We start from the raw sequence: 14,171 nt of genomic DNA, 5'->3' as shown, positions 1-14,171 counted from the left end.
ATGCTCCCGAATATCAAAGCTGCAAAAGTATAAGTGTAGCCTTTATTGATACAAAACGAGTGCTTTATTGGCTTGTGCGGTATTTTTATAGCTAAGCGCTGCTTGCTGAGCAAATTGCTTTTTGTTTTCGATATTCAAGGCTTTATCAAAAACCTTTGCGGCTAACTCATAATCGCCTTGAGCATTAGCTAAACACGCAAGCGAGAGTAATAATGCGTTGTTTGCATCATCTTTTTTCAGGCGCTCTTGAATACTACTTTGAAGCTTTACAGCCTCTGCAGAGGTGGCGTTACTTAATATATTAGCCAGCTGAGTATGTTGCTCGTCGTGCTTCACCATTTTAATTAAGTCACTTTCAATCGCACTTAACTGACCCACTTTAGCCATTTGCATTAAGTAAGCTGTATTAGCATGAGCTTGTAGCTTTTTAGGAAGTTTTTTATATTTTTCAGTGATTTTATCGCTAGCTTGTGCATTAAAATAGGCATTAAACAGCTGCGTCCACTGCGCATCGTTGAGGACTTTTTTACGAAGTAAACGCGGTAAAAAGTCTTCAAGTACACTAAAGTGCTGTTGCTGTACAAGTACTTCGGCGTATAGCTTAAGCTCAAGTGGTGTCGCTTTTTTTGAATCGCTGTTAGCACGCATTTGCGATTCTATTGCGCTGCTATCGCCACTGGCTATCCAAAGTTTAGCAACGTTAAGTTGCTGCTCTGGGCTAATTTCAAATAAACGCTCTAGTGCTTTGTCGGTTTGGTTATTAGCAAGCGCTGCTTTTGCTAATAGCGCTAAGCGTATATCTTCAAACTTACCGGGTACACTATTACCTGATAACGTTTGCTCTACATGCTCGTAATCATCGTTTATCGCACTCCATAAGGCTTGCTCTATAGCTGCTTGCTTTCGCTCTTCGCTACGCGCAAAAAAACCATGTTTAGTATTATGATAAATCGACAATAAATAGCGCACTAATTTGTAAGTTAAAAACAAAATAGTTGCACTAATTACCGCCATAATACAAAACGATACAATCGTGCCTTCAATCGTGGTGTTGTTAAACGAGATCAGCACATAGCCTTTTTCATCCAGTACAAATGGCGTAATCGCTAAAACTAAAACAATCGCAACAATTAATACTATAAGCCCTATCATTGCGCCCACTCCTTAACCTGCTGTGTACTTTGTAGGTTTACTTCAGGGTTAAAGTTTAATGGCTCTTTTTCTAGGCTAGTTAGTGCGTTTATAACCACTTTTGTCGCCTCGTCATCTTGTTTAAAGTACTCATTAACAAGACGCTTTGCCTCACTTATGGCACTAAAATAAATGCTAGCTTGCTTGCTCATTAATGCATCTTGAGCTTGCGTCACATTTAATTTAATACGTTGATTAATTAAGTGGCGCTCCTGATCGGTTAGCAGTGGCTCTATAGCAACCCCTTCGTGCTGGCGAATAGTAATAAAGCTATCAACTAGCTTATTCCAGCTATTACTTAGGTTTTGCTGCCAATCGCTTACATCTTCACTCAAGGCATTTTTTTCAATTTCTGTTGCTTCTTGGGGTATGTTAACGGCATTAAATGCAAGGTTATCTATGTTTGATAACACACTATTAAGTTTTAAGTAAATGGCTTCTGTTGGGATAGGTTTTAAGCTATCTAGTGTTTGAATGTCTTGTGTTATTGCTTGGCGAACTGCAACAGTACCTGGGTGTTCACTCAATAAGGCATCTAAGCGTTTAAGTACAGCGCTGGCACCTTGGTAATCTTTTTCGGCCCACAGTTTAAACTCAGCCATACGTTGTAAGCTGGTTACTTCTTGCGGGTTTAGTGAAGCGCCTTGCTGCTGAGCTTGTTGCAATGCTGCTTTTAATTGTTGCTGGTTGTTCTCTGCACTTTCATTAAGCGCAGCTGCCACTTTTTGCTCACTATTGAACAATGCTTGCTGAAGATTAGATTGCGCAGACTTGAGCGCCTGTAACTCTTGTGACAATAACGCGTTTTCTTCTTTTAGTTCATTAACAGCTACATTTTGGGCTTTACCTGCATTGAGTTTTTGGTAAAACTCATACCCCACACCACAGGCAACAATAAGCGAAATGATCAGCGCTAATAACGCTAATTTACTTATTTTTTGCTTATCGTTATGTGGTTTACTGTGTGCTTTAGCTGCCTCTTTTTTTTGTGCAGAGGCCGCTGCCTTAGTGGTTGGTGTGTTATCTGCCGTTACTGGCTTTGACTGTTCGCTCATCTTGCTACCTTGCTGTTTTATGCAGGAAAACATAGCGGTATCGCTTGCCCCTGCGGCAATGTGTATATTAGCCGAGCTTACCTGTTGCTGTTGTAAATAAGCGGCTATACGCTCGCTAGCAACATAAAATCGGCACTGTTGTAACCACTGTAACTGTTGTTCAGTCAGGTTATTAAATATTGCATCAACTGCTGCATTACTGGTTATGACTATACCTTGTACTTTCAGGCTTTGCCAGTGGTCTGTCCAGTTGGTTTTTTCAGCGCTTATTGGCTCGCGCTTGTATACCACACAGTTATTTAAAAATGCCCCACGCGCCTTTAAGGTTTTGGCAATATCTGGGCGCCCCGCTTGGCCTTTTACTAATACAATATTGCTACCATCAACCTCAGCTAACGAGTTTAGCGCCAATAACCCTTCAGAATCATGTAGTTTAGGCACTGCTGCTCGCACGCCAAATAACGCATAAATAGTATCTGCAGTTTGCTGCCCTACTGCGTAAAATTGTGCTTTGGTATTTATTGTTGGCTTTAATTGCGCAAGGGCAGTAACGGCATCTTGAGAGATAAAAATAATTTTATCGGCATTAATTAACGGGCTTAGCTCGGTAGTAGAAGGCGTAAGGTAGGATATTTTTAAAACAGGAAATAATGACGCCTGATAACCCGCTTGCTCAAGTTGCTGAGCAAGGGCTGCGCCTTTTCCTTCGGGCCGAGTTATCAGGATATGTGTCATTTATGCGTCTCTATATACTTCTGCTAATATTTTGTCGGCGCCTTGCGCTAATAACTTTTTAGCAAGCTGCACACCGATAGCTTCTGCATCATTTATATGACCGGTTACTTCGTCATGTAAAATTTCACTACCATCTACTGCGCCCACGAGGCCGCGTAAATGCACTTGCTCGCCATCAACTAATGCGTAGGCACCAATTGGTACTTGGCAGCCACCTTCTAAATGACGATTCATAGCACGCTCTGCATTTACACGAATACGTGTTTGGGTATGCTCAAGTGGGGCCAGTAAGGCTTTTGTTACTTCATCGTCAATACGACATTCAATGCCGACAGCACCTTGTCCGTTAGCAGGTAGAGATACCTCAGGCTCAATATAATCAGCAATACGCTCGTCCATTTTTAAACGTAGCAGTCCGGCTGCAGCTAAAATAATCGCATCGTACTGGCCATCATCTAGCTTAGCTAAACGAGTATTAACATTACCACGTAAGTCTTTAATGACTAAATCAGGGCGCAAAGCTCTAATTTGGCACTGACGACGAAGGCTAGAAGTACCGACTACAGCGCCTTGTGGTAATTCGCTTAAATTGGCAAAGTTATTTGATACAAACGCGTCGCGCGGGTCTTCACGCTCACAAATGGTGTGCAGTGCTAAGCCTTCTGGAAATTCTACGGGTACATCTTTCATTGAATGCACTGCTATATCCGCGCGGCCATCTAACATTGCTTGCTCAAGTTCTTTAACAAACAAGCCTTTACCACCAATTTTAGCAAGCGGTGTATCTAAAATAATATCCCCTTGAGTAGACATAGGGACTAATTCTACGCGCACATCAGCATGAAAATGCTCAAGCTGTGCTTTTACAAATTCAGCCTGCCAAAGCGCTAAAGCACTTTTACGGGTTGCAATGCGTACTAACTTTGTTTTTTCTGTCATAGGGGTATCCAAATAGTTACAGCTAATAGCCAAGCTTAATTAGCTAAAATTCTAAATTCTTTTTGAGCAATTAAATTACCTTGCTCATCAACAACATCTACACGCCAATGGCCTGTTTGTGTATTCATAATATTTTTGGTTGAGTACGTTCTGTAGCGCGGCGAGGTAACATTAAGCGAAATCTCAGCCATGGTTTCACCCTCATAAGACCATACATGCTTTACTTGTTGGCCTTGTAGGTTTTTAAGCTCACTAAAAAACGAAAGCGCCTCTTCAAACTGATTTAAGCGGATATCTGCAGCAAATACATTAGTGGGCTCGCGCTTACTTACTTTGCGAGTAAGCACTGCACGACTAATTTTACCTGTATCAATTTGTGCGCCTAACGCAACACTGGCAATGTGCGCATTAGATGAAAAACCTTCACTGCTAGTTAGCGAACCGTCGTCGTTTTCAATATCTGTGAACTGTTCATTGGGTGATGCGCTTAACTGCGTGCTTGTAAGCGGCTGATTAGCGATAGGCTCAGCGAGTTCAGTATCTGATTGCTCAATAACAGAAACTTGATTGCTTTGAACATTCGCAATTGGCTCTATATCCGTTTGCTCATTATTGCTTTGCGCTAACGAAGTATTATTAACGCTTTCATCCTCAAGCACCGCTGGCGCAACATCTGCTATATCATTTATAAGCTCATTTGGGCGCGCTTGCTCGTCATTTACACTCACCGTAGGCTCAACATTATCTGCTGTGTTGTCGCTTAAAGGTGAATACGGCGATTGCTCATTAGGTTGCTCGCCCTGCTCGGCATTTACCGAGCTAGTTAAGCCATACACAACCGCTGCCGAGGTCATTGCTACCAACATAGAAACACTCGCAATACGACGCCAATGCCACTCGTAGCTTACATTAGGTACACTATTTTGTGGTTCGCGTTTTACATTTGCTTTAATAACTATTTTTTGACTCATATTGACCTCAGCGGCTCCAAATTAGCTTAAACGGGCAATTAACCATTGGCGAATAGCTTGCAGTTCTTCTGCGCAAACCTGATGAGCCATAGGGTATTCTTGCCAGCTTACATCCATGTTATGTGCTGTTAATACTTCAAACGCACTTCTACCCGCGCTATGCGGCACTACATTATCTTGGCTACCATGAGCCATAAATACATTTAAATCAGTATGCTTTGCTTCTTGCGCTAGCTTTTCAGGCACGCACATATAAGTAGACAGCGCCATAACACCTGCAAGTTTGTGCTCAAATCGCGGCGCTAAATGTAAAGACACCACGCCCCCTTGCGAAAAGCCCGCCAAAATAATTTTATCGGCAGGTATACCATTTTCAATTTCTTGATTGATCAGGGCTTGCACTTTTTCGGCTGAATCTCTCACGCCTTGTTCATCGGCACGTTTGTCTAATTCTATAGATTTAATGTCGTACCACGAGCGCATTTCCATGCCACCATTTATGGTGACCGGTTGAATAGGCGCATGCGGAAAAATAAATCGTATACCAAGCTCACTGGGTAAGTTAAGTTGCGGTGCAACCGGAGCAAAGCCATCGCCCGAGTCGCCTAAACCATGTAACCAAATAACAGTGGCTTTGTGCTCACCTTGCGCTGGATATTGTGCAAACTCTAAACTCATAAGCTTGATTGCCACTTAATTTTTTGGCCAGCTTGGCGAGTAGACGCTTGGTTCATAAACTCCCAAAACTCTGCGCCAGAGCGGTTATCAATCCACTGGCCGTCACGCATTTCAAAATGGTGGCCATTAAATTTAGTCGCAACCCACACTTGATGCAAAGGCGCTTGTTTGTTAATTACAATTTTACTTTTATCAGGGAAAATTATTTCTAAAATACCCTCTGCCGATTCGTAGTCTAAATCTGCTTCGCAATCATCAACTTGCTCTTCAATTGTGAACATAAGAGCTTCGGCTAATTGGTGATATTCGTGTTCAGTCATTGTAATTTTCCTTTGCAGGCGAGCTGCCTAATATTGGGTACGGTTTATATACAGCTAGTGTAACAGGAATAAAATCATCCGCGAATAGCTGCATTTTTTAGATATTCTGTTACTCTGCGATTATAAAGCCAGCAACCGTATTAATCTAATGAAAGCGACACATACCTTACAATTAAAACGACTATATATAAGTACTTTACTGCTAAGTGCATTAGCTGGCTGCGGCCAAAGCGGGCCTTTGTATTTACCAGAGCAACAGGCTGAGCAAAACACACCCCCTAATACGGCACAGCCAACGCCCGTAAAAAAAACCAACACCGAGCAAGTGCAGGAGCAATAAATGGATTATTTTAACTATCAAAACAATCAATTATTTGCCGAAGATGTCAGCATTGCCACAATTGCTCAGCACTATGGTACGCCGTGTTATGTGTACTCGCGTGCTACTTTTGAGCGCCATTATTTAGCCTTTGCAAATGCCACTAAAAATCATAAAAGTTTGGTGTGCTACGCAGTTAAAGCCAATTCTAATATTGCAGTATTAAATATATTAGCGCGTTTAGGCTCAGGGTTTGACATAGTGTCTAAAGGTGAGCTGGCGCGTGTAATAAAAGCTGGCGGTGATGCCAGTAAAGTGGTGTTTTCAGGTGTGGCTAAAACCGCCGACGAAATTGCTTATGCACTAAAGTTAGGTATTAAATGTTTTAACGTTGAGTCGGCCTCAGAGCTTGAGCGTATTTCTGAGGTAGCGTGCGAGTTAAATTTAGAAGCCCCTATTTCTATTCGTGTAAACCCTGATATAGATGCCAAAACTCACCCGTATATTTCTACCGGTTTAAAAGAAAACAAATTTGGTATCGATATTCAAACGGCTGTGAGCGTTTATCAGCATGCGGCGTCTTTACCTGGTCTAAAAGTCACTGGTGTAGATTGCCACATAGGCTCGCAATTAACTGAGGTTAAACCTTTTTTAGAAGCGCTTGATAAGCTAATGGCATTAATAGATGAGCTTAAAGCAAATGGTATTGAGCTTACTCATTTAGATATTGGCGGCGGGTTAGGCGTTCCTTATAATGATGAACAGCCACCTCACCCAAGTGAATATGCTGCGCAAGTTACCGAGCGCTTAGCCAATTACAAACACCTTGAGCTTATTTTTGAGCCAGGACGCGCTATAGCCGCTAATGCTGGAATTTTAGTAACGCAGGTTGAGTTTATTAAGCAAAACCAGGACAAATTTTTTGCCATTGTCGATGCGGGTATGAATGACATGCTTCGCCCTTCGCTTTATCAGGCATGGCAAAAAATCATTCCTGTATCGGTGCGCGATGACGACACACCAACACATAACTTTGATATTGTGGGCCCAGTGTGCGAAACCGGCGACTTTTTAGGAAAAGATCGCGAGCTAGCCCTTAAACAAGGCGACTTATTGGCGCAGCGAAGTGCTGGTGCCTATGGTTTTACAATGAGTTCAAACTACAACTCTCGCCCACGCGTGGCCGAAATAATGGTAGATGGTGAGCAACACCACCTTATTCGCCAACGCGAAACCATCGAGAGCCTTTATCAAGGTGAGAAAATTTTACCATAAACGTTTTTGTTAAGGCGCTGCTCTGTGGCATGATTAGCGCAGAGCAAACCCGAATTAGAGCGCTATGTTAGTTAATTTTTCCAAAATGCACGGCTTAGGCAACGACTTTGTTGTAATTGATAACATTACACAAAATGTATTTTTGTCTCGCGATCAAATCAAAAAACTGGCTGATCGCCACTTTGGTATTGGCTTTGACCAATTACTTATGGTTGAAGCCCCTTACTCCCCTGATCTCGACTTCCATTACCGTATATTTAATGCCGATGGCAATGAAGTAGAACAATGCGGAAATGGCGCACGCTGTTTTGCCCGCTTTGTGCGCATGAAAGGCTTAACTAACAAGCACAAAATTAGTGTCTCGACTAAGTCGGGCAACCTCACGCTATACATAGAAAAAGACGGCCAAGTGACGGTAAACATGGGCCATCCTAATTTTGAGCCTGCTAAAATCCCGCTTAAAGCCAGCAAGCGAGAACTAACTTATATAATAAGAGCTCAAGAGCACACTGTATTTAGTGGCGCTGTGTCTATGGGTAACCCGCATTGCGTGTTAGAAGTTGACGATATAGCTACCGCACAAGTTGAGGTGCTTGGTCCGCTGCTTGAAAACCACGAACGTTTTCCAAATCGTGCCAATATTGGCTTTATGCAAGTGGTATCGCAAGATCATATTAAACTTAGAGTGTGGGAACGCGGCGTTAGTGAAACCCTAGCGTGTGGCACGGGTGCCTGCGCAGCAATGGTAATTGGCCACATTCAAAGCAAACTTAACACCACGGTACAAGTTGATTTACCCGGCGGCACATTACAAGTACGTTGGAGCGGCGAAGGCCACCCTGTCCGCATGACCGGCCCAGCCGAGCATGTATTTGATGGGCAAGTTGCCTTATGAGCGAGCTAACAAAAGAGCAAGTCGCTGAGTATTTAGCGCGCCACCCTAATTTTTTAATAGAGCAGCCAGAGCTGCTTACACAACTTGAGTTACATCACAAAACGCAAGGCGCCACCTCGCTTGTGCACATACAACAGCGCCAATTGCGCGAGCACAATACTCAGTTAAAAAATCAAATACACAGTATGAGCGAACACGCTACGCAAAATGAGCTAGTATATCGCTTGTTTAGCCAATGCCACCGCCAACTGTGGACAAACTACGACTTTAATACGCTTGCCGCAAATTTGCGCAATATTATTTGTACCAGCCCACACATTAGCGAGTGTAGGTTGGTTAAATACAACAACACTTTAGATGGGCTTATTGAGCACCGCCTTAGCCAATTTGGGCACTACTTAGGACGCGTTAATCAGCAAGAGCGTGAGCTATTATTTTGCGAAAACACGCAGTCTTCTGCTATTTATCTTATTGGTTGCGCTGAAAAACCCGTCGCTATATTGGCCTTTGGCAGCCATGATGAAAACCATTTTGAACCCGCACAAGATAACCTATTCGTGCTTGATTTTGTTCATGCATTGCAACTTAGGCTGTTGGAATTGGCATGAGCGACGAGACGCCTAACACTGAGCAATTGAGTGAGCATTGGCGTACACCCATTCATTTATTTAGTGACTATTTAAAGTACGAAAGACAGTACTCAGAGCACACTGTAAATCAGTATGTTAGCCAACTAAACTTTGCCGCCCTGTATTTTAGTAAATTATGTGATGACTGGTTTGGCGTACAAGGTGAGCATATTCGCCGCTACAGCATGGCGCTTCGTTCAAAGCAATTAAGTGGGCGCACCATTAGTTTAAAATTAAGCTGCATTCGTAGTTTGTATAAATTTTTAAAAGCCAAAAACATTGCTCAGCACGCGCATTATCATAACCCGGCACAAGGCATTAAAGGGCCTAAATTTTCTAAGCCTTTACCTAAAAATCTCGATGTAGATCAGATGGCAAGCCTGCTAGAGATTAACGACGACGACCCATTAGCCATACGAGACAAAGCTATGATGGAGCTTATGTATTCATCTGGGCTGCGTATTAGCGAGTTGGTTGGCACTAACTTACGCGATATAAACGCTGCAAGCGGCGAAATATTAGTCAAAGGTAAAGGTAACAAAGAGCGCCTCATTCCCGTGGGTCGCAAAGCGCTCACAGCGTTAAAAAACTGGCTCAACATACGGGGGCAATTTGCAAAGCCTGACGAAATGGCGGTGTTTTTAAGCAGTAAAAAAAATCGTATTTCGGTTCGCCAAGTTCGCTTACGCATGCAAGAGTGGGGAATAAAACAAGGCATTAGCTCACAAGTGCACCCGCATAAACTTCGCCACTCGTTTGCCTCTCATATTTTAGAATCATCTGGCGATTTACGCGCTGTGCAAGAATTATTAGGGCACAGTAGTTTATCGGCTACGCAAGTATATACGCATTTAGATTTTCAGCATTTAGCAAAAGTGTACGACAACACTCATCCGCGCGCTAAAAAACAAACCGATTAGGAATGTAATTATGATCCGATTTAATCGTGCTCCTCGCCCTTTTTCAGTTATGAGCTTTGATTTAGACGACACCCTGTATAACAACCACCCTATAATAAAAGCCGCGGTTAAAGCCCAGCAAGATTATTTAAACGCGCTACCCAGCTACTTACAACAAGGCCCAAAATACTGGCAACAATGCCGCAACGAGGCTGTATTACAGTTACCAGAGCTTGCTGATAATGTAACTAAATGGCGCCAACATACGCTTCGCTTAGCCCTTTCAAAGCTAGATTTAAATGAGCAAGAGGTAGAGCATCATGCCGATGCTGCCTATAACGCTTTTGCCGATGCGCGCAGTAAAATAGTGGTAACTGACGACGTACTAAAGCTGCTAGATAACTTAGCCCAGCACTTTACGCTGGTTGCAATAACCAATGGCAATGTTGAAATTGAGCGCTTTAACTTACGCGATAAATTTGCGCTAGTATTGCAAGCTGGTATGCACGGTAAAGCCAAGCCCCACGGTACACTGTTTGATAAAGCTGCCGCGCACTTAAACGTGGCTAAAAGTGAAATTTTACACATTGGCGATAGCCTAGATACCGACGTACAAGGCGCTAATAATGCAGGCTGCCAATCGGTTTGGTTAAACGACCAAGGTGCGGCTTATCACTACAAAGGCCTTGCCGATGTTGAAATTGCGAATATTCATGCCTTAGCGCACTTTATCAAATAGCCTAAATAGCACGAAGAGGTTGCAATGAGCCATTATACCAAGCTAATTACCTTGCTATTAATAGGCTCGCTTAGCCTAAACGCTTACTTATTGTGGCCACAAAAACAGCCTGTAGTTGGCACACAAAATATCCACAGCGGCAAGAGCATCAAAGCGCCAAAAAGTAACCTGCTCAGCCAAGCTCAACAGCAATTTACACAACACAAATTTGATGATGCTCTAAATACGTATCAGCAACTAAATCTAAGCGCTCCAAAAAAAGCACATACTTTATACGCTTCGTGGATAGCACAACTAAAGCAATGGCTAAACACAAACCTACCGCTTAGCCAGTCATTGTTAAATGCACTTTTAAATAAAGACCCTTACAATACCGAGTTACTCACTTTACACGTAGATTACCTAGTAAAAAGCGGGCAACGGCAAAACGCAATTATTGCGCTATTTGAGCTCTACCCATTATTAAATAAGCACCAGCAAGGCCCTGTAGATAGGCGCCTTGTGCATTTAACGACTAACGAACTGCATAGTTTGAGTGAGCAGCAAAATTGGCAAACAATTATTGAACAAACTCAAATTTGGCTCGACTATCAAAACGACAATAGCCATTTTTTATACGCACTCGCTCATGCTTATTATCAACTAGAGGACTTTATTAGCGCCTTAACAACTATTGAGCGCATGCCATCAAATCACCCACTACAAGCCGAAGTAACTGCCTTACACGCAATGATAGAGAAAGCTCAATCGCAAGATGACTTTATTGCGCTTACCCCCTACGGCGCACATTACTTAATTAGCACCGAACTAAATAGCTCAATCCAAACAGAGCTAATGATAGATACCGGCGCAAGTATTACTTCTCTTTCGAGTGACGTGCTTAACCAACTTTCACCCAGACCACTGTATTTAGGCGATGTAACCGTAAACACGGCGAATGGGCAAATTAGAGTAAAACGCTACCAAATTGAGTCGTTTAAAGTAGGGATGCAAACTATTTACGGTTTTGAAGTGCTCAGTATTGAAAACACCCGCGGCCAAGGTTTATTAGGAATGAACTTTTTATCGCGATTTAAATTTAATATAAATCAGCAAACAGATGAGTTAGAGTTAAGTGCTAAATAATTTAAATTTAAGGAAAAAACATGACCCTAAACGATTTTTTACAGCAACTTGCAGACAACCCTAAAAGCATACAATTTAGCGATACCATGGCGGTAATAGAAGCTAATTACGATTTTACCGCGTGTGGATTTAATAACCACGGCTTACTTAGCTCGGCAAGTGAGAACAACGGTTCATGTAAAATTTTTGCGTTTGCTAAATTAAACGATTTAAGTAAACAAAATACATTGGATTGCTTTGGTAAGTTTTACCGCGAAGACGTACTACAAAACCCTAAGGGCGATGATCACATGAACATTCGCACGTTTATGTTAGCGCCAGAGGCAACGCCATTTTTGGGTGTTACCTTTGAAGGCGAGCCGCTAAAAGCAAAATAGACAGCAAAAGTTAAAGCGACTTTTCCATAAAGTAGCGCGTCCCAGAGCGCGGATAATTATTAAGTTGATACTTAATACTATAACCGCGCTTTTCGTAAAAAGGTTTTGCTTGAAAATCTAGCGTATCAAGCTGAGAAGTTGTTGCGCCTAGTTCAATAGCTGATTGTTCAAGTGCCGTTAGCAACTTATCTGCAAGCCCATTACCTCGCGCTATATCGCTACACCAAAGCCAACTAATCATCAGCCAATTTCCAAACACACACCCACTAATACCTGCAACAAGCTCACCTTGCTCATCAACAAATTTATAGCCTAATGGCACTCTTTGCGCATCAAAATGCTGCGCGTTAAATTCAACTATTTTAGTGCGAAGCGCTGAGTTTAACGCATCGGTATTATCTGCTTTTAATTGATACATGTACCGCCCTTAAAGAAGCAGATACTAGCAAACAAACTTAATTAAAAAAGGTTATTTTTTCCATAAGGTACTTCTAGCAAATTGCTGCATGTTTTTTCGGGTTGGCCGCACATTTCATCGTAAGCGCTAGTATGGCGCAGTACCATTTCGGCGTAGGCTATTTTTTCAAAACGTTTTTGAATATGCAGCGGGCTGAGCGCTTTAACAAACTCGCCATTTTCTTCAGCAACGTAATACTCTACGTTATTTATAATGACAGACACTTGATAGAGCGCCATTTCAAGGGAGTGCGCGACCACTTTTTGTAATGGTTCGTGCTTTTTTAACTCAGAAAATTTCATACCCATAACAATCGCCTTTTAATAAAAAGTAACTTTATAGATACGCACCTTTGCTATAATCGCGATCAAATTATTACATCACTGCCTTTTAAGCTTATGAGCAATAAAATTCGACTCGCTAAATACATTGCTCACGCTGGTGTGTGCTCACGAAAACAAGCATCACGCTTAATAGATGATGGGAGAGTAACGGTAAATAATCGCCCTGCTAATCATATTGATCACGTTAATGAGCAAGACGACGTAATAGTTAATGGCCAAGCAGTAAAAGGGGCTGCCGATTTAGTTTATTTTGCGTATCACAAGCCTGTAGGTATTGACTGCAAATTAAATGAAAATGACCCCGCCAGTCTTATTCACCATTTACCTACCCACACTCGGGTTTACCCCATTGGCCGATTAGATAAAGACTCTCGCGGATTGCTTATTTTGACCAACGACGGAGATTTTTGTAATCAACTTATTCACCCTGACTTCCACCAGCCGAAACATTATTTAGTCACGGTAGATAAACCTATTAATAATGCGTTTTGTGAAAAAATGGCCGCAGGAATCCCCGTAGATAAACAAGTAACCTTACCGTGTGAAGTAACAAAAATAGCTGACAACCAGTTTAGTATTATTTTAAAGCAAGGGCTTAACAGACAAATACGTAAAATGGCGCATTACTGTGGCTTTAAAGTAATTGATTTATTTAGAGTGCAATTTAGCGAACTCGCCCTCTCAAAACTAAACCTCCCTGAAAACCACTACATACAAATTAATAAAACTGATATTTCAAAAATCTAACCTTCGTTTAAATAGCGCACAAAAAAGTTAAAAAATAACCTTGCAAAAATAGATTACAGGTGTAGTCTTAACTTAAAGATTACATTTGTAGGCAATAAAATGATTGAGTTATCAAAAGCAGAATTCGACGTGCTTGATGCGCTTTGGATTAATTACCCAGCAACCGCCAGCCAAATTATTGAGCGCTTAAGCGATGACAAACAATGGCACGAAAAAACCATTAAAACCCTACTGGGTCGATTAGTTAAAAAAGGCGCACTGACCTTTGAAAAAGACGGCCGCCAATATATTTATACCCCTTGTATGGAGCGCGCCGACTACACATTAAAAGAAAGCAAAAACTTTATTGAGCGCTTTTTTAGTGGCCGCATAGCGCCGCTGGTAAGCGGGTTTGCTAAGTCAGAGCAGCTTTCGCAACAAGATATAAACGAGTTAAAAAAGGTCATTGATGACTGGGAAAAAAACCAAAAGTAAGG

At 42.0% G+C, this 14,171-nt stretch carries 18 protein-coding genes; 10 read left to right on the top strand and 8 right to left on the bottom strand.

From position 1 onward, the window contains the following. Positions 1–42 precede the first annotated feature (42 nt). From OIZ54_RS19170 to cyaY, 6 genes are read right to left on the bottom strand one after another with little or no spacing between them, the layout of a single operon-like run. Positions 43–1,152 carry a heme biosynthesis HemY N-terminal domain-containing protein gene (locus OIZ54_RS19170; protein ID WP_264391074.1) on the bottom strand — a complete coding sequence of 370 codons (1,110 nt, stop codon included), beginning with the start codon at positions 1,150–1,152 and terminating at the stop codon, positions 43–45. Beyond that, positions 1,149–2,981 (bottom strand): uroporphyrinogen-III synthase, encoded by a 1,833-nt coding sequence (locus tag OIZ54_RS19165; protein WP_264391073.1) that lies wholly within the window; start codon positions 2,979–2,981, stop codon positions 1,149–1,151. The genes OIZ54_RS19170 and OIZ54_RS19165 overlap by 4 nt, the downstream gene beginning before the upstream one ends. Continuing rightward, positions 2,982–3,920, bottom strand: a complete 939-nt coding sequence (gene hemC, locus OIZ54_RS19160; protein ID WP_029773745.1) for a hydroxymethylbilane synthase — start codon at positions 3,918–3,920, stop codon at positions 2,982–2,984. It lies immediately after the preceding gene. Between the two features lie 35 nt (positions 3,921–3,955). Beyond that, a complete protein-coding gene (locus OIZ54_RS19155) occupies positions 3,956–4,891 on the bottom strand; it encodes a DUF2914 domain-containing protein (protein WP_264391072.1) in 936 nt (311 codons plus the stop codon). A 21-nt stretch (positions 4,892–4,912) separates the two neighbouring features. After that, positions 4,913–5,569 (bottom strand): alpha/beta hydrolase, encoded by a 657-nt coding sequence (locus OIZ54_RS19150; protein ID WP_024032069.1) that lies wholly within the window; start codon positions 5,567–5,569, stop codon positions 4,913–4,915. Beyond that, the gene (gene cyaY / locus OIZ54_RS19145) at positions 5,566–5,889 is read right to left on the bottom strand and encodes an iron donor protein CyaY (RefSeq protein ID WP_264391071.1); all 324 of its coding nucleotides are present in this window, start codon (positions 5,887–5,889) and stop codon (positions 5,566–5,568) included. The genes OIZ54_RS19150 and cyaY overlap by 4 nt, the downstream gene beginning before the upstream one ends. A 148-nt stretch (positions 5,890–6,037) precedes the next feature. On the opposite strand from cyaY, the gene lptM reads away from it, so the two are divergent. The 8 genes from lptM (at position 6,038) to OIZ54_RS19105 (ending at position 12,147) form a co-directional block, all read left to right on the top strand. Further along, positions 6,038–6,229, top strand: coding sequence for an LPS translocon maturation chaperone LptM (lptM, locus tag OIZ54_RS19140; RefSeq protein WP_004588978.1), 192 nt, complete (start codon positions 6,038–6,040; stop codon positions 6,227–6,229). Then, the gene (lysA, locus tag OIZ54_RS19135) at positions 6,230–7,483 is read left to right on the top strand and encodes a diaminopimelate decarboxylase (protein WP_029773748.1); all 1,254 of its coding nucleotides are present in this window, start codon (positions 6,230–6,232) and stop codon (positions 7,481–7,483) included. 64 nt (positions 7,484–7,547) lie between these two features. Further along, positions 7,548–8,378, top strand: a complete 831-nt coding sequence (gene dapF, locus OIZ54_RS19130) for a diaminopimelate epimerase (protein WP_004588980.1) — start codon at positions 7,548–7,550, stop codon at positions 8,376–8,378. After that, complete coding sequence (locus OIZ54_RS19125) at positions 8,375–8,986, top strand: DUF484 family protein (protein WP_264391070.1); 612 nt, start codon at positions 8,375–8,377, stop codon at positions 8,984–8,986. Before dapF ends, OIZ54_RS19125 begins: the two co-directional genes overlap by 4 nt. Beyond that, entirely contained in the window at positions 8,983–9,927 is a 945-nt protein-coding gene (locus OIZ54_RS19120; RefSeq protein WP_004588982.1) for a tyrosine recombinase XerC, read from the top strand. The genes OIZ54_RS19125 and OIZ54_RS19120 overlap by 4 nt, the downstream gene beginning before the upstream one ends. A 10-nt stretch (positions 9,928–9,937) precedes the next feature. Then, positions 9,938–10,645, top strand: coding sequence for an HAD-IA family hydrolase (locus OIZ54_RS19115; RefSeq protein ID WP_004588983.1), 708 nt, complete (start codon positions 9,938–9,940; stop codon positions 10,643–10,645). 24 nt (positions 10,646–10,669) lie between these two features. Further along, positions 10,670–11,770, top strand: a complete 1,101-nt coding sequence (locus OIZ54_RS19110; RefSeq protein WP_264391069.1) for a retropepsin-like aspartic protease — start codon at positions 10,670–10,672, stop codon at positions 11,768–11,770. Between the two features lie 20 nt (positions 11,771–11,790). After that, positions 11,791–12,147 carry a HopJ type III effector protein gene (locus OIZ54_RS19105; RefSeq protein ID WP_248452094.1) on the top strand — a complete coding sequence of 119 codons (357 nt, stop codon included), beginning with the start codon at positions 11,791–11,793 and terminating at the stop codon, positions 12,145–12,147. Between the two features lie 10 nt (positions 12,148–12,157). Here OIZ54_RS19105 and OIZ54_RS19100 read toward each other — a convergent pair whose 3' ends face one another. Continuing rightward, complete coding sequence (locus OIZ54_RS19100) at positions 12,158–12,565, bottom strand: GNAT family N-acetyltransferase (protein WP_264391068.1); 408 nt, start codon at positions 12,563–12,565, stop codon at positions 12,158–12,160. A gap of 41 nt (positions 12,566–12,606) precedes the next feature. Next, positions 12,607–12,912 (bottom strand): DUF6482 family protein, encoded by a 306-nt coding sequence (locus OIZ54_RS19095; RefSeq protein WP_264391067.1) that lies wholly within the window; start codon positions 12,910–12,912, stop codon positions 12,607–12,609. A 90-nt stretch (positions 12,913–13,002) separates the two neighbouring features. On the opposite strand from OIZ54_RS19095, the gene OIZ54_RS19090 reads away from it, so the two are divergent. Together OIZ54_RS19090 and OIZ54_RS19085 are read left to right on the top strand one after the other, a co-directional pair. After that, positions 13,003–13,695, top strand: a complete 693-nt coding sequence (locus OIZ54_RS19090) for a pseudouridine synthase (protein WP_264391066.1) — start codon at positions 13,003–13,005, stop codon at positions 13,693–13,695. Between the two features lie 99 nt (positions 13,696–13,794). Further along, entirely contained in the window at positions 13,795–14,169 is a 375-nt protein-coding gene (locus tag OIZ54_RS19085; protein ID WP_004588989.1) for a BlaI/MecI/CopY family transcriptional regulator, read from the top strand. Positions 14,170–14,171 lie beyond the last annotated feature (2 nt).

Source organism: Pseudoalteromonas sp. A3 (genome assembly GCF_025942345.1).
Taxonomy (GTDB): Bacteria; Pseudomonadota; Gammaproteobacteria; order Enterobacterales; family Alteromonadaceae; genus Pseudoalteromonas; species Pseudoalteromonas atlantica.
Note: the sequence above shows the minus strand (reverse complement) of the source record. Positions and strands in the feature narration are given on the sequence as shown.

Bases quoted from the DNA above. Each gene is read 5' to 3' on its own strand.
- OIZ54_RS19150 (WP_024032069.1), bottom strand. From the start codon at position 5,569: ATGAGTTTAGAGTTTGCACAATATCCAGCGCAAGGTGAGCACAAAGCC.
- OIZ54_RS19110 (WP_264391069.1), top strand. From the start codon at position 10,670: ATGAGCCATTATACCAAGCTAATTACCTTGCTATTAATAGGCTCGCTT.
- hemC (WP_029773745.1), bottom strand. From the start codon at position 3,920: ATGACAGAAAAAACAAAGTTAGTACGCATTGCAACCCGTAAAAGTGCT.
- OIZ54_RS19085 (WP_004588989.1), top strand. From the start codon at position 13,795: ATGATTGAGTTATCAAAAGCAGAATTCGACGTGCTTGATGCGCTTTGG.
- OIZ54_RS19105 (WP_248452094.1), top strand. From the start codon at position 11,791: ATGACCCTAAACGATTTTTTACAGCAACTTGCAGACAACCCTAAAAGC.
- OIZ54_RS19125 (WP_264391070.1), top strand. From the start codon at position 8,375: ATGAGCGAGCTAACAAAAGAGCAAGTCGCTGAGTATTTAGCGCGCCAC.
- dapF (WP_004588980.1), top strand. From the start codon at position 7,548: ATGTTAGTTAATTTTTCCAAAATGCACGGCTTAGGCAACGACTTTGTT.
- cyaY (WP_264391071.1), bottom strand. From the start codon at position 5,889: ATGACTGAACACGAATATCACCAATTAGCCGAAGCTCTTATGTTCACA.
- OIZ54_RS19170 (WP_264391074.1), bottom strand. From the start codon at position 1,152: ATGATAGGGCTTATAGTATTAATTGTTGCGATTGTTTTAGTTTTAGCG.
- OIZ54_RS19155 (WP_264391072.1), bottom strand. From the start codon at position 4,891: ATGAGTCAAAAAATAGTTATTAAAGCAAATGTAAAACGCGAACCACAA.
- OIZ54_RS19165 (WP_264391073.1), bottom strand. From the start codon at position 2,981: ATGACACATATCCTGATAACTCGGCCCGAAGGAAAAGGCGCAGCCCTT.
- lptM (WP_004588978.1), top strand. From the start codon at position 6,038: ATGAAAGCGACACATACCTTACAATTAAAACGACTATATATAAGTACT.
- OIZ54_RS19120 (WP_004588982.1), top strand. From the start codon at position 8,983: ATGAGCGACGAGACGCCTAACACTGAGCAATTGAGTGAGCATTGGCGT.
- OIZ54_RS19115 (WP_004588983.1), top strand. From the start codon at position 9,938: ATGATCCGATTTAATCGTGCTCCTCGCCCTTTTTCAGTTATGAGCTTT.
- OIZ54_RS19090 (WP_264391066.1), top strand. From the start codon at position 13,003: ATGAGCAATAAAATTCGACTCGCTAAATACATTGCTCACGCTGGTGTG.
- OIZ54_RS19100 (WP_264391068.1), bottom strand. From the start codon at position 12,565: ATGTATCAATTAAAAGCAGATAATACCGATGCGTTAAACTCAGCGCTT.
- OIZ54_RS19095 (WP_264391067.1), bottom strand. From the start codon at position 12,912: ATGGGTATGAAATTTTCTGAGTTAAAAAAGCACGAACCATTACAAAAA.
- lysA (WP_029773748.1), top strand. From the start codon at position 6,230: ATGGATTATTTTAACTATCAAAACAATCAATTATTTGCCGAAGATGTC.